Genomic DNA, 17520 nt, shown 5'->3' on the forward strand with positions numbered 1-17520 from the left:
AATATCTGAAAGTAGTATAAATTGAGTTTCAAAATGGATCGCCGCTCAGAAGGAGTTTGTGGTGAGGCAGATATTTCAGTTAGTCAAAGCGGCGACAAAAAAAGCGGATAAACCGCAACTTGAACAGTGGTTCGCTAAGCACCAGAGTATGCAGTTACCTGATGTTGCATCTACCCGTTACTTTACTCCCGCTGACTACTGCTCCAGGTTGAAAGCTTTTAACCAGCTCCACGATTGGCATAACCACTACCTGCATCCATGCTTCCCACAGTTGTTGGGGTTATCACAGCATATTGCCGCTTTATCGCATGCTAATTCTCCTTTTTCATTAATTGGCTTAGTTCACGTGGGTAATGAAATCAGGCAGTATCAACCACTCAGCAATGAAGATCTGGGTTTACGCTGTTACTTTAACAAGATAACGCCACATCAATATGGCATTCAGGTTGATGTCAATATTGAGGTTAGCCAGGGCGGTAAGCAATGTCAGATCGTGCGCAGCACCTACCTTTACAGACTGCCTTCCGTTGATATGCTGAGTAGCAGAACAACATCAGATTCAGCGGCAAGCTATGCGACGTTATCTCCTTTGCCTGAGCATTCTCAATTGCAGTTTAACCCCGGAGTAGGGCGGCGGTATGCGAAAATTAGTGGCGACTACAACCCAATTCATCTGGCCAAATGGAGTGCGAGATTAGCCGGTTTTAAAGATGTTATGGCCCATGGCACGCACGTTCTGGCAATGGCTTTATCCAAATTGAATCATAACTGGCAATTACCATTAGCGCCGATGGCGATTACCAGTCAGTTTAATCGCCCGGTATTGCTGCCTTCAACGGTAACCCTGAATACCTCTCTATTGCCATTAAATGCAGAAGAACCGGTGCATTTTGAATTAACAAATCCATTGGCATCACGTCGCAAGCAATCGGTAATGTCGGGCGAGATCAGAGCTATCTGAGTAACCTGGACGGTAAACGAATGCTGAACCTATTTGCGAGGTTTGGCCGGGAAGGTTTTCATACTCACTACCTCTCACCCAGAAAAGTGTTGCAATCGAGGCTTCTCTGCAAGGTGGTAAACTGGCAGGTAACTCCCGACTATTGCACGCTAAGAGCATTGCGTTTATATTTCGCTGGTACGTAACTGAGTCAACAATGACTTTAAAGTTATGAAGTTAAAATATATTAATATCAATGAATTATAATAAGGATAGACATGTTTAAAAACATCGGAATGGTTTCGTTTTTGTTGCTTGCGTTTAATTTAGGCGGTTGCGCTGGTTTGGCAAATATGAAAGAGGTCCAGTTCCAGAATGCGCCGCAAGAAAACAAGGCAACGGTAAACTTTGTGCGTCGCTCGGTTTTCATGGGTGATGGCGTAAAAGGTGAAGTGTGGGACAGTGAAAACCTTGTGGGAACACTCGAGTCAGGGCGTTTGCTGCAATATCAGGCTGAGCCAGGCGAGCATACGTTTATGATGAGCTTGCAAGGTCACTGGGCCGTTGCACAAGGTGATTTGAAAGCGGGTAAAACTTATTACTTAAAAATGAATCTGACCGGCTGGGGCCCGATTATCATTGGCGCTGCGGATGCTGATGATTCAAGAATTGAGGAGTGGAATGAAATGACAACTGTCGTCAAAGATGAGGCCACTTCCAAACCGGTACCAGCAGAATATGTCGAGGAAGCTAAACGTCTCCTCAAACGTGTAGAAAACGGGAATGCAAATGTCACCAGGATTACGGACCAACACGCCAGATAATCCTGCATAACCTGTTTTATCTCAGGCCTGTAATCTTACAGGCCTTCTTTTTATAGGTTGTCGGGCTGCTGTTCCCGAAGCTTCACCAGCTTGTATTCGCTAGGCATTTTTAGCGGTGTCCTTCAACAGACTCTTTTCAATCACTCAGGCGGTTCGGAATTACTTTGGCCGGGCAACAATCCAATACCATCGTTACCTGAGAGGTCTGAATAAATTTGCACTCCAGGTTGCGTTCAATTCGGTGTAGTAATCAAACTACGCAACGTCAGGTCAGCAGCGTAATAAATCAAATACGATAAAAATAACGACAAAATTTGATTACGCTATACTTAAACAGTGATGTGATAATACTGAGTTACGGTAAACATCGTACCAGAATGTTAAATGGGGGCAGTGGAACCAATTGCCTTAACTGTTTAAAAGGTGGAAAGAGAACGTCATGAAATCGGCCCCCATATCGGAAAATGAAAGCGAACGCTTAGCTGAGCTGTTGAGTTACGATGTGTTAGATACTGAAGCAGAACAGCTGTTTGATGAGTTAACCGAGTTAGCGTCACGGATATGTCAGACGCCAATTGCGCTTATTAGCCTGGTTGACCCGGATAGACAGTGGTTTAAATCTCGTGTGGGGCTGGATGCTGAGGAAACTTCACGGGAAATCGCATTTTGCTCCCATGCCATTTTGCAAAAAGAAGTATTTGAGGTATCCAATGCGTTAGAAGATCCTCGTTTTTATGATAATCCTTTGGTGACAGGGGCGCCCGATATTCGCTTCTACGCCGGAGCACCGCTCATTACTCCTTCGGGGCATGCTATCGGTACCTTGTGTGCGATTGACCGAAAGCCGCGGGAGCTAACAGATGACCAACGAGCTTCGTTACAAACGCTCAGTCACTCTGTAGTTGCTCACCTTGAACTCAAACGTAAAAACCGAGAGCTGGAACGAACGAGTCAGTTTAAGTCAGACTTTTTATCTTACGTTAGTCACGAGATACGCACGCCTCTTAATGCCATTAACACCTTTAGTCATTTGCTGGAAGTCGAAGCAAAAAAGCTCAATTTACCGCAAAGCTTTACTACGCCGCTTTCGCATGTGAACAAAAGCGGAGAGCGTTTACTTGAAATCGTTGACTCAGTACTGGACATTAAACAAATCGAAGCTGGCAAAATGCATATAATGCCGCGTTCGGTGAATACAAGAGATTTTTTTATTCACCTGTTTTCACTGACTAAAATTCGTGCGGAAGACAGTAATGTTGCATTTTTAGCAACCATAGAAGAGACCGTCCCTGACTATCTTTATTTCGACGATACTAAACTCGGCCAAGTGGTACTGAACCTGTTATCAAATGCGATTAAATTCACGCCAAAAAATAACAGTGTGAAGGCACAGGTTTTATACAAAAACAACAAGTTACTCTTTAATGTGGTTGACGAGGGCATTGGTATAAGTGAAAAAGATCAACAAAGAGTCTTTATGCCATTTGAACGCATGAACAATGCGTATCAAATTAAAGGCACTGGACTTGGTTTGAATATTTCACAGCGTCTGCTTGAGTTAATGGACGGCAGTATCAAATTAAGCAGTAAGCTTGGTGTAGGAACCAGAGTCAGTGTTTCGATACCTGCCGATGAGGTCAAAGCCAATCAGTTTGTTGAAGATAAGCCGACTAGCTTCGTTGCGCAGGTTGTATTACATAAAGCCGTAAATGTGCTGGTGGTGGAAGACCACGAAATAAATCAAATAGTTGTAAAAGCCTTATTCGAAAAGTTAGGCATTCCCGTAGCCTTGGTTAGTACCGGTGAAGAAGGGGTTGAGTACGTTAAATTGAATCCTGTGGATTTAGTTTTGATGGACTTAAACTTACCCGGTATTCAGGGAGACGAAGCAACTGTGCACATAAAAGCATTAAAGCCCTCGGTGCCCGTTGTTGCGCTTACCGCAGACGTTATCACCAATGCCGAATCCTTGCGGGAAAAAGGGCTGGATGCGGTACTAACCAAGCCCATTGACAGTACCAAACTGATTAGCACGCTCAACTCTTTCTTAGGTCAGAAATAGTCTCTGAAGTGCCCGGAAACCGTCGATATACTTCCCGTCGACCGGATTAACGTTAATTGCGCAGCAGCAAGCAATAGTGCAGCCTGTAAAGGCACAGTAGATACTCACTCTTTCTGCTTTAACACGCCTTAGGGAAGCCAGTGCTTTGCAGCGCATGGCTTTTATCAGTTAGTTAGTCCCAGGCCGGTGAAAAATCCGGGGCCGCCTGACGATCGCCGCGGTCTAGTGCGTCAATTTTAGCGATGTCGTCTGCATCGAGCCGCAGCTGTTGTGCTGTAAAATTGGTTTCAAGGTTTTTGCGTTTGGTTGATGATGGAATCGTCACCAGATCGTGTGCGAGTTCCCATGCCACCACCACTTCGGCTGCACTGACACCGTGCTTGTCTGCGATGTTGAGAATGGTGTCATCCTTTAAGACCTTGCCGACAGCAAATGGCATATAGCCTGTTACCTTAATGCCGTGCGTGTTACACACTGCGCGAACTTTTTCATTGGTCAGATAAGGATGGACTTCTATCTGGTTGGTGGCAATAACGCCGTTACCCAAAATGCTTACTGCTTGTTCAATCTGAGCGATCGTAAAGTTAGAAATGCCGATCTCTTTAGTCAGTCCCATTTGTTTTACGCGTAGCAACTCGCCTAGGTATTCTTCCATGCTTTCACCGTTTTCTGGTGACGGCCAGTGAATAAGCAAAAGGTCGACATACGACAGTTGAAGCTTAGTCAGACTTTCTTTAACGCTATTAACAAATTTCGCTTTGTTCAGCTTATCGTTCCACACTTTAGTGGTAACGAATATTTCTTCGCGCGCTACCGCGCTATCTTTAATCGCGCGACCTACGGCTTCTTCGTTGCCATAAATTTGCGCCGTATCGATATGCCTGAAACCAACTTCCAGCGCCATGCTTACGCTGTTATACGCCTCATCGTCTTTTAAACGAAAGGTCCCTACACCCAACGCGGGAATGTTAGAGCCGGACTGATTTGCATTCGTCATAATGTCTCCAGATTGATTTTGTTTACTTGTAAAATATTGATAGAACAACCCCTACTAATCATTGCGTGTTCTACCTGCTGTGTATAATGTTTGCAGTGAAACCCGTTATTGTCGCTAGCGGCTTTTTTCATTGCCTTGAGTTTATCGATGAGGCCATTAACGCCTGTTTCAAGCCTGAATCGGTCTCTCTTCAGGCGCTTGCGGGTTTCGCTTCATCATTTATTGCGCGGGTATCAAGGTGGCCGCTAAAGCGTGTCACCATTAATGCAGCAACTGAAATCAGTGCGCCAATCCAGGCGGTATCAGATAACTGCATGCCATCGACAATGGCGCCGCCGACTATTGAGCCCACGGCAATTCCAATGTTAAATGCTGCGATATTCAGACCGGAAGCAACATCCACTGCATTCGGCGTAAATTTTTCGGCAAGCTGCACCACATAAACTTGTAGCCCTGGCACGTTACCAAATGCGAATGCACCCCAAACCAGTACGGTGATCACCGCCGCCACTTTATTTCCCATTGTAAATGTCAGTGCAAATAAAATGAGTGACAGCGCTGAAAAGATAATACTGAGTGCTCGAATAGGGCCTTTTTTGTCAGCCAGTTTGCCGCCATAAATATTTCCCACGGCAACCGAAGCGCCATAAACCAGCATGATCAAACTAATTGCGGAAGGCGCGAGCCCAGCTTCTTGCTGTAAGATGGGGGCAAGATAGGTAAACGCAGTAAACGTACCGCCATAGCCAAGGATGGTCATGAGGTACACCAGCACCAAGCGAGGCTGAATCAATACCTGCACTTGCTCACTAAGGGTTGCTGGCTTACTTTGTTTCAAGTTGTTCGGTACCAGCAGCGCGCTGCCTATAAGCGCAATCGTTCCGAGGGCCGATACCACCAGGAAAGTAGCGCGCCAGCCGAAGTTTTGGCCGATCCAGGTACCCAAAGGAACACCTGTTACCAGCGCAACAGTGAGGCCGGTAAACATGATGGCAATAGCGCTGGCTTCTTTTTCCTTCGCCACTAAACCAGTGGCAATAGTAGAACCAATAGAAAAAAACACGCCGTGTGCCAGACCAGTGAGAATACGCGCCAGTATTAAACTTTCATAACTTGGGGCTTGCCATGCCAGCAGGTTGCCGGCAACAAACAATGTCATAAGGCTAAGCAGAACGTGTTTCCTGTTCCACTTTCCGGTTAAGGCTGTTAATACCGGTGCTCCCACTGCCACACCAACGGCATATAGGCTCACTAATAAACCTGCACTGGGTAAAGTAACACTAAGATCGGTTGCAATGGTGGGGACTAAGCCAACAATAACAAACTCAGTCGTGCCAATAGCAAACGCACTTAACGTTAAAGCAAATAACGCAATAGGCATATCGTTCATCCTCGTAAAAATAAATAACGCTGCGGGCGTCGGGATCAGCGCCCACACCTGGCCCAAAGAGCAGAAACCTAGCTCGCAAGCGCCGCGATTAAAGTGCGCACAGTCTGACGATATTGTTGTTTGCGAAAAATAGCATTAATGACAAAATACTTTTGTATAAAATGAAAATATAAGGTGTGTGATGCCAGTATCATCTAAAACAGAAGATTTGGAAGCGTTTCTTACCGTTGTCGATACGGGGAGCTTTTCGAATGCGGCTACGCTTTTGAATCAACAGGTGGCAAAGGTAAGCCGGGCGGTTACGCGCCTGGAAGCTTCGCTGGATGTGACGCTGTTAAATCGTACCACCCGCAGGCTCGAACTTACTGAAGAGGGGGAGTTGTTTCTGCAGTATGCCAGAGACGGATTAAACGTGCTGGAAAAAGGAGAGGAAGCCCTGCGCCTGTTAAAACGAGCACCAGCAGGGAGACTGCGGGTTGATGCGGCCAGTCCGTTTGTTTTCCATCAGCTTGCCCCCTTAGTTGCAGAGTTTAGCGAGGCATTTCCTGACATCACCCTCGATATCACGAGCCATGACAGTATTATTGATCTACTGGAGCATAAAACCGATATTGCTATTAGGATTGGTGATTTAAGCGACTCCAATTTACACGCACGATACCTTGGCAAAAGTAGGCTACACATCGTGGCAAGCCCTCAGTACCTCAAAAAATACCCGGTTTCAGGTGAAGCCGATACATTAAACAACCACAAACTCATAGGCTTTAGTGACTCACCAGGTCTAAATAAATGGCCACTCAGGCAAGAGATAGGTTTACGTTACAGTCTTCGTGCATCAAGCGGTGAAACAATCAGGCAGTTCTGCATCGCAGGGCAGGGGTTAGCACTACTTTCAAACTTTATGGTGCATAAAGACATCGAGAAAGGCAGGTTAATTCCGGTGTTCACTGATTACATTGTTAGTCCCAACCGCCGGGAGTCGGTAAATGCTGTGTACTATAAAAACAGCGCTGTTTCGTCACGTATTTCAGCCTTTTTAGACTTTATTCAGCCCAGGCTGATTCTTTGATGCGTCACCCGGTGCAAGCAAGACGTCAGCCCAGCGAGTTTTGCCGGGCCAGGATTACAAAGTCCTCGGCCATAAGTCATCCGGGCACATGGCGAGCAAGATAATTATGTCGAACAGAACGCTACCCTTAAATGAGTTCAGACGGCGATGACTCTGGTGATTGTTAATCGTTATTTGTTCACATCATTCTTGAAGCGTTCAGCGTTTTCACGTTCCTGCGCTTCAACGTCGCCTTTACCAAAGAAAGCCCAGAACGGCTTGGGAATTTCAAGCGCGCGTTGTGTGGCGGGTCTCTCATCAATTCTATCGAACCACGCTTGCAAGTGAGGCAGACCATCAATGCTGACATTCGCCCAATAATAAGCTCTTGCCCACGTGTAGGTAGCCATATCTGCGATGGTGTACTCGTTGTTTACCAGAAAGTCTTTACCCTTAAGATGTGTATTCAGGACTTCCATCAGTCGGCGACTTTCGTCAACGTAACGTTTAATAGCGAACGGATCTTCGTTGCCGTTTTTAGCCGCAATACGCTGGAAATACATTGCCTGGCCCATCATTGGTCCGACACCGCCCATCTGGAACATCAGCCACTGTAGTGCTCTCGATTTCTCATCAGGAGCAGATGGAAGAAACTTCCCGTACTTCTCAGCCAGGTACCAAAGAATGGCCCCTGACTCGAAAACAACAAAGTCGTTGTTGGAGCGATCTACTATGGTAGGAATACGCCCATTTGGATTGAGATTCACGTAGTCCGGCGCTTTTTGCTCGTTCTTGGCAAAATCGATGTGTGTTAAATCGTATTCGATACCCGCTTCTTCAAGAAAAACAACAGGTTTCCAGCCATTCATGGTAGATGCTGTGTACAGGTGTATATCTTTTTGTGAACTCATCGTCGTATTCTCCTTCGCATATCAGTAAGCAATAACGTGCCAAAACAACGCTTCGGAATAATCAGCAAATAGCATTGAAAACCTCTCAATCATTTTTCTTCTACAATAATGGCGATAGCCGTCTGCTCACCGAGATTTGTTACTCTGTGGGTCCATGCCTCATGCCACATGATGTGCCCGTCGGGAACATCAGCAATAATCGGCTCGCCGCCAAGCGTTTCAATTTTTAACTTGCTGCCTTTTTCAAAATAAACTGTTTCGTTGTTGTGACGATGAAACGCATCGCTTTCGCCTGGCTTCAACACCATTTTCAAAACAAGGGCACGTTCGTTTTCCAGCAATATTTCATACAATTGGGGTGAAGCAATATGCCCTGGTTAATGCTGCTCGTGAGCGTGAGTGTTGGCAGATGCTGCAAATAAAAAGCACAGTCCGGACTTCCATACGGGACGTAAAAAAGACATAAAAACTCCTCAGGCACTTTTCAAAGACGCCGCTTTAAAACTGGTTAAAAGTGTTTGTTAATGTGGGCTTCAAAGCGTTTAAAGTCGTTCTCGACGTCTGCGTTTTTCATTACGTCGAAGCTGGCAAAGGTTGCCATTGGTGTCATGCCAAAAAACTTGAAGTTCATGTGCATTGGGAACATTAAATCGTCAATAGACTTGCCGTCGAAAAACTCTTCATTATCATCGAATGACTCTTCTGGTGCATTCAGAGTCAAGGACATCATGTACTTCACTTCAGAAAGCGTGCCGCCAGTACCGTAGTTTTTCTTAGGTGCTTCTGCTACACGTCCGTCGCCTGCACACATAGCACCGCCCATACCTGCGGTATAAACTTCATCCATGTATTTTTTAAATGACCATGGCACGCCCATCCAGTTAATAGGCGATTGAAGAATGACAAAGTCTGCCCACTGGTGAAGTGCAAGCTGCTCATCCACATCGTATTTTTCTGCCATCGTTACTACGCGAGTGTTATAGCCTTTGCCCTCAAGCAGGGTGATGGCTTTATCAACAAAGGCTGCATTTAACTTTCCCTCTGAGAAGGGGTAATACTGGTGGGCATTAATAATTAGTACACTGCCTGAACTTGTGGTGCTCATTGAATAACTCCTAAGGTTGCTCATATTCGGGTTAATGAAAGCAAGTGTGTTTTCTCGCTTTATGTTATGTGGTATATTTTAGTTACCTTTAAACTTAAATCAATTAGTATACTTTTAGTAACCTGGTTTAAATGTGAGGAGCTAAGTTGGAAAGTTCAATAAAAACAGATAGTAAAGGGCGAAAAAAAGTTTATGACGCTTGCATGGAGCCCTGTGCTATTGAAAAGGGTATGCGATTAATTGGCGGAAAATGGAAAGGTTCGATTATTTACCACCTGAAAGATGAGCCTGTGAGATTTAATGATCTTGCACGAATGCTCGGTGGCGCAAGTAAAAAGATGGTTGATCAGCGCCTCAAAGAGCTCGAAGACGAAGGTATGGTGTTACGCAAGGTTATCAGCGACAGGCCAGTTGCGGTTACTTATGAGCTGACGGAATTCGGCCGAACAGCATTACACATTTTAGACGAACTGAGGGTTTGGTCTGAAACCCATGGTGTGCAGATCAATACAAAATAGTGGTCTGGCGCGCGAAGGCGTCGGAGTTTAGACATTTTGCGTTTATTTAAATACTAAAAGCAGAGGCTTAAAGTTTGAAAGAGACGCCATACAAATTGAGCAAAACGATACTAAGCGCTGGCTATGTAAAGGTCTCAGAATTCTGCTCAACTGAGTTCTCTGCCGTTTAAAATGCTAGACCATCCCAGAGCAGGGCTTTAACTAATCGGGGCATAGTATTCAGCGCTTCAACAGTGCTTCAGCGGTAAATTCGTTAGTGATCAGGCCATTAATCATCGCTGACTCCAGCGCTCCCGAAATGGCTGACACTTTTTCCTGGCCGGCGGCAATACCAATTACAACTTTGCCGTCTTTTGGTGCTAGTGATGCACTGGTAACGCGGCGATTAATTTCAGAGTCTATCAATTTGCCATCACTGTCATAAATCCAGCTTATTACTTCTCCTGCGGCGCCCATTGCATCCAGCGCTGCCAACTCATGCTGGGCAATAAATCCGTCAATATGCAGCGGGGATTTCGTGCCCAGATTACCAATGCCCACAAATGCCACATCAGCCTGATCAGCCAGGTTCTTCACATTGTTAACGTGAGTAAGTTGTTGCCACTGCGCTTTGTCAGCTTCACTGCCAGCGATAACAGGGACCGGCATAGGAAAGTGTCTTGCGCCAATGCGTTCGGCAACATGTATAGCTACATCGTAACGGCTCGCTGATCCATCCTGAGCGATATTCCCGACCAGTGAGACGATGCGATGTTGCGGACACTGCAATGCAGGCAATTCATCGGCGCAGGCACGCAATACCCGGCCGGTACCAAAGGCTATGATTTTCGACTGACGATGTTTTAAATGCCGTTCAATTTCGGCCGCTCCCGCTTGTGCCAATCCGATTGTGGAATTCGGATCATCAGACACACTGGGGACGACCTCACATTGGGCAAGACCATATTGACGCTGCAGTGCATCAGCAAGCTCCATACAATGGCGAATCGGGTGTTCCAGACGCACTTTAATCAAGCCTTGGGATACAGCCAACGCAACCAATCTTTGTGCAGACTGACGTGACGTATTTAGCTGCTTTGCGATCTCATCCTGGGTTTTACCTGCCACATAGTAAAGCCAGCCAGCCCGAGCAGCGTCCTCTAACTTTTGGTTCTCATTGGTAGGAGTTGAAGCCATTTTCTTGCCCTGCTAATCAATTAAATACGGATAATGCGTGTTGAAAACACGCCAGTGTGCCAGTGCATTTTCGCGTTTTCCAGCAGTTTGCGACATGTGCGCCCCTCCCACATAGTGCAGGCAATGCATTTCTGCGGCTTTCGCTGCTTGCAGCCCTGGCGCAGAGTCTTCAATAACCAGGCAATGCGAAGGTGATATACCCTGTTGTTTCGCAGCATACAGAAATAAATCCGGAGCAGGCTTACCGTGGGTAACATCAGCAGCTGTAAATATTTGCGCCTCGCTGAAATAGCGATTGAGGCCGGTTGCATTCAGTGCTATCCGAGTGCGCTCCCGGCTGCTGCTGGTTGCCAGGCAATATGGCACCTTTAGTGATGACAGTACTTCATTGATACCGTCGGTTGGTGATAGTTGTTGCTCAAAAGTCGTTTTCAGTTCATCGGCAAACCGATTTGCCATTGCCGTGTCCACAGCAAGATTGAAATCTTTTAAAATAACAGATTGTACATGTTCGAAGCTACGGCCTAAAAAATGTTCGAAAAAGTACTTCTGGTCAATGTGCACACCATGCTCTTGTAGCAACCCGGCCCAGACCTTCATACTGAGCACTTCACTGTCGATCAATACGCCATCGCAATCAAAAATGACAAAGGCAATGTCCTGGTTATATTCAGCCATGTTGATGTTCTCGCTTACGCATAGGTTTTAGTATCTACTTACGACATTCGCACTGACCAGCGGAGTCGCCACTGCGGTTTCCATGCTTCGCTCTCCAAAAGCGGCCTGAAACGGTAATGGAATTGTCGCGTATTGTCGATGAAATTTGCAGTACTTCATGTTGCCGGCGGTGCAGCGCCTGCACATATTACTTAGCTTTGACCTTTAACATATGCCTCTAAGCAGGCGCCGGTTCCTTGCTGGTATAAGCTCCCTAACCAGCGACTAAAGGCTTCTGCAAAGCGCTCATTTTTACCCAGCTCGCCAAGAATGTCTTCCATATCGAGAAAGGATTCAGGCGCATTTTCTGCCTCTATAGCCAGTTGCTGCAAACGTACTGCCTGCTCGTCATTTAATTCAACTGTATTTGTGTTATCGGCAGTAAATGCGCAGTACCGACACCAAAGCGCAATCACAAGAGCGGTACCTTCTACCGAACCGCCATTGTCCAGGTTTGCTTGGGTAATGGGTAAAATAAATTTAGGCAGACGGTTTGACGAATCAGTACAAAGCCGTGCGATCGTGTCGCCAATTTCCGGATTCGCAAACCTGCGCTCAATCAGATTAAGGTAATCATCAAAGTCTGTGCCCGGCACAGGTGAAAGTGTCGGAATAGCTTCTTCAGTGATCACCTTGCGCACATAATCTCTCACCAACGGATGCAACATCCCCTCATGCACAAACTCCAATGACAGCAACGCTGAAGGGAAAGCCAATGCAGCATGCCCACCGTTCAATATACGCAGCTTCATAAATTCATGGGCAGTAACATCGTCAACGAATTCTACGCCAACCTCTTCCAACGCAGGACGCCCTAGCGGGAAATTGTCTTCGATTACCCATTGACGAAACGGCTCACAAAATACCGGAGACGCGTCTTCAATACCAAACTCATCGGCAAGGCGGTTTATTTCACGCTGAGTAGTCGCGGGGGTAATACAGTCGACCATCGAGTTGGGGAAAGCAACCGATGCAGTAATCCAATCGGCCATATCGGGATCTATCAATTTGGCTAAACTTGTGAGTGTTTGACGGGTCACATCGCCATTGTGAGGCACGTTGTCACAGGTCATTATGGTAAAGGGGGGTAACCCGGCTTCACGACGACTTTTTAAGCCTTTAAGCAAAATACCGAACACCGTCCTCGGGGAGTCTGGCGTAGCAATATCCGATTGAATATCCGGATGATCCTGTTGGAAGCCACCGGTTTTGGCATCAATAAAATACCCACCTTCGGTGATGGTCAAAGACACAATACGAATTTCCGGCCGGCTGAGTGCGCTCACTACAGCGTTGGCATCAACATCCAGAAAGTCAATCATTGACCCACACACGTCTGCACTCAACGCGCCTTCATCGAGTTCGACTACGGTGGTGAGCCAATCCTGTTGCTCGAGCTTGTTACGCATAGTCGCGTCGAAGGACTTTACACCACAGCCAATAATGCCCCAATCATGGTCTTTACCTTGCTCGAACAATTTATGTAAATACATAGCCTGATGAGAACGGTGGAAATTACCAATGCCTATATGCAATATGCCAGGCGTGAGCGCTGCACGATCGTATGATGGCGTGCGCACGGCTTGTGGTAACGAGGCCAGTGCCGTTTGGTTCAGTTGAATAGTCACGAGAATACTCCAAAAAACTAAGCACAGGTACTGCCCTGCAGCACCTGTAAAAAGAGACTAAGCCGTTTTCACTGCCCGACCGGAATTGTCGAAATAGTGCACATGTTCGGTTACCGGTGACACAAACACATCATCGCCATACTCATAGGCACAGTTACCATCAGCGCGCACAGTTAACTTGGCAACGCCGGGAATATCTACATGAAGGAAGGTGTCTGAGCCCAGGTGTTCCAGCACGCCAACTTTGCCTTTCCAGTTACCTTCTGTATCTGATAATTCCAGGTGCTCAGGGCGCACGCCCAGGCAATCAACCTGCGTGCCATTTACACTTTCATTCACTGCAATAAAGTTCATTTTGGGCGAGCCAATAAAGCCGGCAACAAACTTATTTACCGGGTTGCGATACAGCTCCATAGGCGAGCCCACCTGCTCAATGTGGCCGGCATTAAATACCACGATTTTGTCTGCCATGGTCATAGCTTCCACCTGATCATGGGTAACGTAAATCATGGTTGTGCCGAGGTCTTTATGCAGTTGTGATATTTCCAGACGCATGTTTACCCGCAAAGCGGCGTCTAGGTTAGACAAGGGTTCGTCAAACAGAAACGCGGCGGGCTCACGAACAATCGCACGGCCAATCGCAACACGTTGACGCTGTCCACCTGATAGTTGTCCGGGGCGACGATCTAAGTAAGGTGTTAAGTTCAGCGTCTCAGCCACTTTGGTGACTTTTTCCTGAATCAGACTCTCGTCCATCCTGGCTCGCTTAAGCGGAAAAGCGATATTGCTGCGCACGCTCATATGCGGATACAAGGCATAGGACTGGAATACCATGGCCAAACCACGTTTGGCTGGTGGCGTTTCTGTTGCGTCTTGCCCATCGATTTCGATGGTGCCGCTACTGACATCTTCCAGACCAGCAATCATTCTTAGCATGGTTGATTTACCGCAGCCCGACGGCCCGACGAAAACCACGAATTCACCGTTATCGATAGACAAGTCCAACGGTTTAATCACTTCGTGACCGTCAAAATTCTTAGTAACTTGCTTTAAAGTAATATTTCCCATAACTAATTCCTTACTTCACCGCGCCGAAGGTTAAGCCGCGCACAAGCTGCTTCTGGCTAAACCAACCGATGATTAAAATAGGGGCAATTGCCAGCGTGGAAGCGGCAGAGAGTTTTGCGTAGAACAAGCCTTCAGGGCTTGAATAACTGGCAATAAAGGCCGTTAATGGCGCCGCTTTCGCAGCCGTTAAAATAAGCGTCCAGAATGCTTCGTTCCACGATAAGATGATGTTGAGCAATAAGGTAGATGCGATACCGGGCAACGCAATAGGTAACAGCACATGTACAATTTCCGAGCCAATGGTGGCCCCATCCATCCGCGCAGCCTCAAGTACTTCAGACGGGATCTCACGGAAATAGGTGTACAGCATCCAAATCATGATAGGCAGGTTGATGAGTGTCATTACAATCACCAGCCCCAGTTTCGTGTCGAGCAAGTCAAAATCACGAAACAGTAAATAAATAGGCACCAAAACCCCAACCGGCGGCAACATTTTGGTCGATAGCATCCACATCAACACATCTTTGGTACGCTTATTAGGTACAAATGCCATGGCCCATGCCGCTGGTATTGCAATAAGCAAACCCAGTAAACTGGAGCCAATTGAAATAACCACAGAATTCCAAAAGTGCGTAAAATACCGACTCTCAATGAACACCGTTGAATAGTTTTCCAGTGTCCAGTCGAACATCAGGAATGACGGTTCAGTGGCAACGGCCTCTAGTTCGGTTTTGAAGCTGGTGATCACGGTCCATAAAATTGGAAAGAAGATGGCAATACCCACAGTCCAGGCAAGCAAGGAGTAAACCATTTTTTGTCGTAATAATTGTGACTGTCTCATCGCTTATTTCTCCAGGTTTTTGCCGATCATGCGCATTAAAAACACCGCCACCACATTGGCAATAATGACCGCAATGATACCGCCAGCCGATCCTGCACCAACATCAAAGTCGAGTAAGGATTGTGAATAAATGAGATAGGTAATGTTGGTTGAGGCATAGCCCGGCCCGCCATTCGTGGTAACCAGAATTTCAGCAAATACCGACAACAGGAAGATAGTTTCTATCAGTACTACCGCTGTAATCGCGCGAGACAAATGCGGCACCACAATGTAGTAAAATCGCGCCATTGGACCAGCACCGTCCAATTCCGCCGCTTCAAGCTGTTCCTGATCCAATGATTGAATAGCCGTTAGTAAAATAAGTGCAGCAAAGGGTAGCCATTGCCACGACACTATAAGAATAATCGACGCAAGCGGCGCTTGTGATAGAAAGTCAAAAGGCTCAAGCCCCAGTGCTGTAAACATATGGGCAAACAAGCCGTTTACCGGATTCATAAACATGTTCTTCCACACCAGAGCCGACACTGTTGGCATAACAAAGAACGGTGCAAGCACCAGAATTCGGACTATATTGCGACCAACAATGGCCTGGTCGAGCAGCACTGCGATAGCTGTACCGCCAATGATCGTGATGAACAGTACGCCGCAAACCAATTGCAACGTATTGAAGAATGATTCTGTAAACGCAGGGTCGGTCAGGAAGAATTCATAGTTCATCCAGCCAATAAATTCCTGCATACCTGGCATAAGCAGGTTGTAGTTTTGAAACGAGAAGTAAATGGTCATCGCTAACGGCACAAGCATCCAGACGAGCAGTAAAGCGACTGCCGGACTGATCATGATGCGGCCGAGGAACCGGGAACTGGTAGTTGCCATAAGAGCGCTCCAATCGATACCTGTTAAGATGAAAAGAACCCGGCCAGCGCTTCACTGGCCGGGCAACTCATCAGTTTTTAGGGTAACCAGCTTTACGCATGGTTCGTTCTGCTAAACGCTGCGCCGTTTTCAGTGCCTGAGCCGGCGTGACGTTACCGGCTACCGCGGCTGAGAATTGCTGCCCAACTGCGGTGCCAAGGCCCTGAAATTCAGGAATGGCCACAAATTGAACGCCAACGTAAGGTACTGGTTTTACCGTGGGGTTATTCGGATTGGCCAGCTTGATTGAATCCAAAGTCATTTGTGCAAAAGGCGCCGCTTTCAGATAGGCTTCATTGGCATAAAGAGACGCGCGGGTTCCCGGCGGCACATTGGCTAAGCCCTTTTCCTGAGCAACCAGATCTAAGTAGCCTTTGGACGTTGCCCAACTGACAAACTTTTCAGCGGCAGCTTTACTGTTTGTGCTACTAGGAATGGCCAGATTCCAGGCCCATAGCCAGTTTGCCCGCTTACCCAGACCGGCATCAGGCGCAAGTGCGAAACCGACCTTATCTGCAACCGTGGATTCTTCAGGATTAGTGACAAATGAACCCGCAACCGTTGCATCAATCCAAATACCGCATTTCCCGGTTTGAAATAACGCCAGGTTCTCATTGAAGCCGTTTGACGATGCGCCCGGCGGACCGTACTTCAGCATTAGGTTTGTATACACTTCGAGGGTTTTTTGCCACTCAGGTGTATTGAACTGAGGCTTCCATTGCTCGTCGAACCAACGAGCGCCGAAAGAGTTCGCGATTGAAGTAATCAACGCGGTGTTTTCACCCCAACCGGCTTTACCGCGCAAACAGATCCCATATACCCCTTGGTCTTTATTGGTCATGGCTTTCGCCGCTTGCTCAATAAAGTCCCATGTGGGCTTCTCAGGCATAGCAAGGCCTGCCTTTTCCATTAAGTCAGTGCGATAGATAACCATCGAACTTTCAGCATAGAAAGGCACAGCGTAAAGGTTATCCTGATAAGACAGACCGCCACGAATGGAAGGCAGGATATCGTCGAGATCGTAGTCTTCGCCCAGGTTGTTTAGCGGCTCAAGCCAGCCTTGCCTGGCCCAGATTGGCACTTCATAAGTCCCAATTGTGACTACGTCATACTGACCACTGCCAGTCGCGATGTCTGTAGTAACACGTTGACGTAAAATGTTTTCTTCCAGTGTCACCCACTCTAAGCTAATATCCGGGTTGGCGTCGGTAAAGGCTTTGCTTAAGTTCTTCATGGTGACCATGTCACCATTATTAACCGTGGCGATAGTGACAGTTTCTGCCGCGACCGGCATGCTCAGTAGCAAAGCAGAGCAGATACTTGTGGTAAGTCGTCTAATCATATTATTTTCCTTATCTCACTTGTCGTATTTCTTACAGA

17 protein-coding genes are annotated in these 17520 nt (G+C 46.9%); 5 read left to right on the top strand and 12 right to left on the bottom strand.

Annotated elements, in window-relative coordinates:
• Positions 1-61 precede the first annotated feature (61 nt).
• From AC27IB_RS06390 to AC27IB_RS06400, 3 genes are all read left to right on the top strand, one after another.
• Positions 62-961, top strand: a complete 900-nt coding sequence (locus AC27IB_RS06390) for a MaoC family dehydratase (protein WP_487119682.1) — start codon at positions 62-64, stop codon at positions 959-961.
• 257 nt (positions 962-1218) lie between these two features.
• A complete protein-coding gene (locus AC27IB_RS06395) occupies positions 1219-1764 on the top strand; it encodes a hypothetical protein (RefSeq protein WP_296045180.1) in 546 nt (181 codons plus the stop codon).
• Between the two features lie 439 nt (positions 1765-2203).
• Complete coding sequence (locus AC27IB_RS06400) at positions 2204-3826, top strand: ATP-binding protein (protein WP_487119684.1); 1623 nt, start codon at positions 2204-2206, stop codon at positions 3824-3826.
• Positions 3827-3998: 172 nt separating this feature from the next.
• Here AC27IB_RS06400 and dkgB read toward each other — a convergent pair whose 3' ends face one another.
• Both dkgB and AC27IB_RS06410 read right to left on the bottom strand, forming a co-directional pair.
• Entirely contained in the window at positions 3999-4823 is an 825-nt protein-coding gene (gene dkgB, locus AC27IB_RS06405; RefSeq protein ID WP_296045173.1) for a 2,5-didehydrogluconate reductase DkgB, read from the bottom strand.
• A gap of 190 nt (positions 4824-5013) precedes the next feature.
• Complete coding sequence (locus AC27IB_RS06410; RefSeq protein ID WP_296045170.1) at positions 5014-6204, bottom strand: MFS transporter; 1191 nt, start codon at positions 6202-6204, stop codon at positions 5014-5016.
• 190 nt (positions 6205-6394) lie between these two features.
• Here AC27IB_RS06410 and AC27IB_RS06415 point away from each other — a divergent pair, with 190 nt between their 5' ends.
• Positions 6395-7282, top strand: a complete 888-nt coding sequence (locus AC27IB_RS06415; protein WP_296045168.1) for a LysR family transcriptional regulator — start codon at positions 6395-6397, stop codon at positions 7280-7282.
• A 170-nt stretch (positions 7283-7452) separates the two neighbouring features.
• Here the strand turns inward: AC27IB_RS06415 and AC27IB_RS06420 are convergent, their stop codons facing one another.
• The 3 genes from AC27IB_RS06420 to AC27IB_RS06430 form a co-directional block, all read right to left on the bottom strand.
• Positions 7453-8172: a glutathione S-transferase family protein gene (locus AC27IB_RS06420; RefSeq protein ID WP_487119687.1), complete on the bottom strand. Its 720-nt coding sequence runs from the start codon at positions 8170-8172 to the stop codon at positions 7453-7455.
• 89 nt (positions 8173-8261) lie between these two features.
• Entirely contained in the window at positions 8262-8513 is a 252-nt protein-coding gene (locus tag AC27IB_RS06425) for a hypothetical protein (protein WP_487119689.1), read from the bottom strand.
• A 167-nt stretch (positions 8514-8680) separates the two neighbouring features.
• Positions 8681-9277, bottom strand: a complete 597-nt coding sequence (locus tag AC27IB_RS06430; RefSeq protein ID WP_296045162.1) for an NAD(P)H-dependent oxidoreductase — start codon at positions 9275-9277, stop codon at positions 8681-8683.
• A 146-nt stretch (positions 9278-9423) separates the two neighbouring features.
• On the opposite strand from AC27IB_RS06430, the gene AC27IB_RS06435 reads away from it, so the two are divergent.
• On the top strand, positions 9424-9795 hold the full coding sequence (locus tag AC27IB_RS06435; protein ID WP_296045159.1) for a winged helix-turn-helix transcriptional regulator: 372 nt from the start codon (positions 9424-9426) through the stop codon (positions 9793-9795).
• Between the two features lie 219 nt (positions 9796-10014).
• On the opposite strand, the gene AC27IB_RS06440 is transcribed toward AC27IB_RS06435, so the two are convergent.
• The 7 genes from AC27IB_RS06440 to AC27IB_RS06470 form a co-directional block, all read right to left on the bottom strand.
• Positions 10015-10971: a sugar-binding transcriptional regulator gene (locus AC27IB_RS06440; RefSeq protein WP_487119692.1), complete on the bottom strand. Its 957-nt coding sequence runs from the start codon at positions 10969-10971 to the stop codon at positions 10015-10017.
• Positions 10972-10983: 12 nt separating this feature from the next.
• Positions 10984-11649: an HAD family hydrolase gene (locus tag AC27IB_RS06445; protein WP_296045154.1), complete on the bottom strand. Its 666-nt coding sequence runs from the start codon at positions 11647-11649 to the stop codon at positions 10984-10986.
• A 191-nt stretch (positions 11650-11840) separates the two neighbouring features.
• The gene (locus tag AC27IB_RS06450) at positions 11841-13316 is read right to left on the bottom strand and encodes a mannitol dehydrogenase family protein (protein WP_487119694.1); all 1476 of its coding nucleotides are present in this window, start codon (positions 13314-13316) and stop codon (positions 11841-11843) included.
• A gap of 57 nt (positions 13317-13373) precedes the next feature.
• Complete coding sequence (locus AC27IB_RS06455; protein WP_487119696.1) at positions 13374-14384, bottom strand: ABC transporter ATP-binding protein; 1011 nt, start codon at positions 14382-14384, stop codon at positions 13374-13376.
• A gap of 10 nt (positions 14385-14394) precedes the next feature.
• Positions 14395-15225, bottom strand: coding sequence for a carbohydrate ABC transporter permease (locus tag AC27IB_RS06460; RefSeq protein WP_487119698.1), 831 nt, complete (start codon positions 15223-15225; stop codon positions 14395-14397).
• Positions 15226-15228: 3 nt separating this feature from the next.
• A complete protein-coding gene (locus tag AC27IB_RS06465) occupies positions 15229-16101 on the bottom strand; it encodes a carbohydrate ABC transporter permease (RefSeq protein WP_487119700.1) in 873 nt (290 codons plus the stop codon).
• A 70-nt stretch (positions 16102-16171) separates the two neighbouring features.
• Positions 16172-17482: an ABC transporter substrate-binding protein gene (locus AC27IB_RS06470; protein WP_487119702.1), complete on the bottom strand. Its 1311-nt coding sequence runs from the start codon at positions 17480-17482 to the stop codon at positions 16172-16174.
• Positions 17483-17520 lie beyond the last annotated feature (38 nt).

This window comes from Alteromonas sp. 4NH20-0104, from assembly GCF_057547795.1.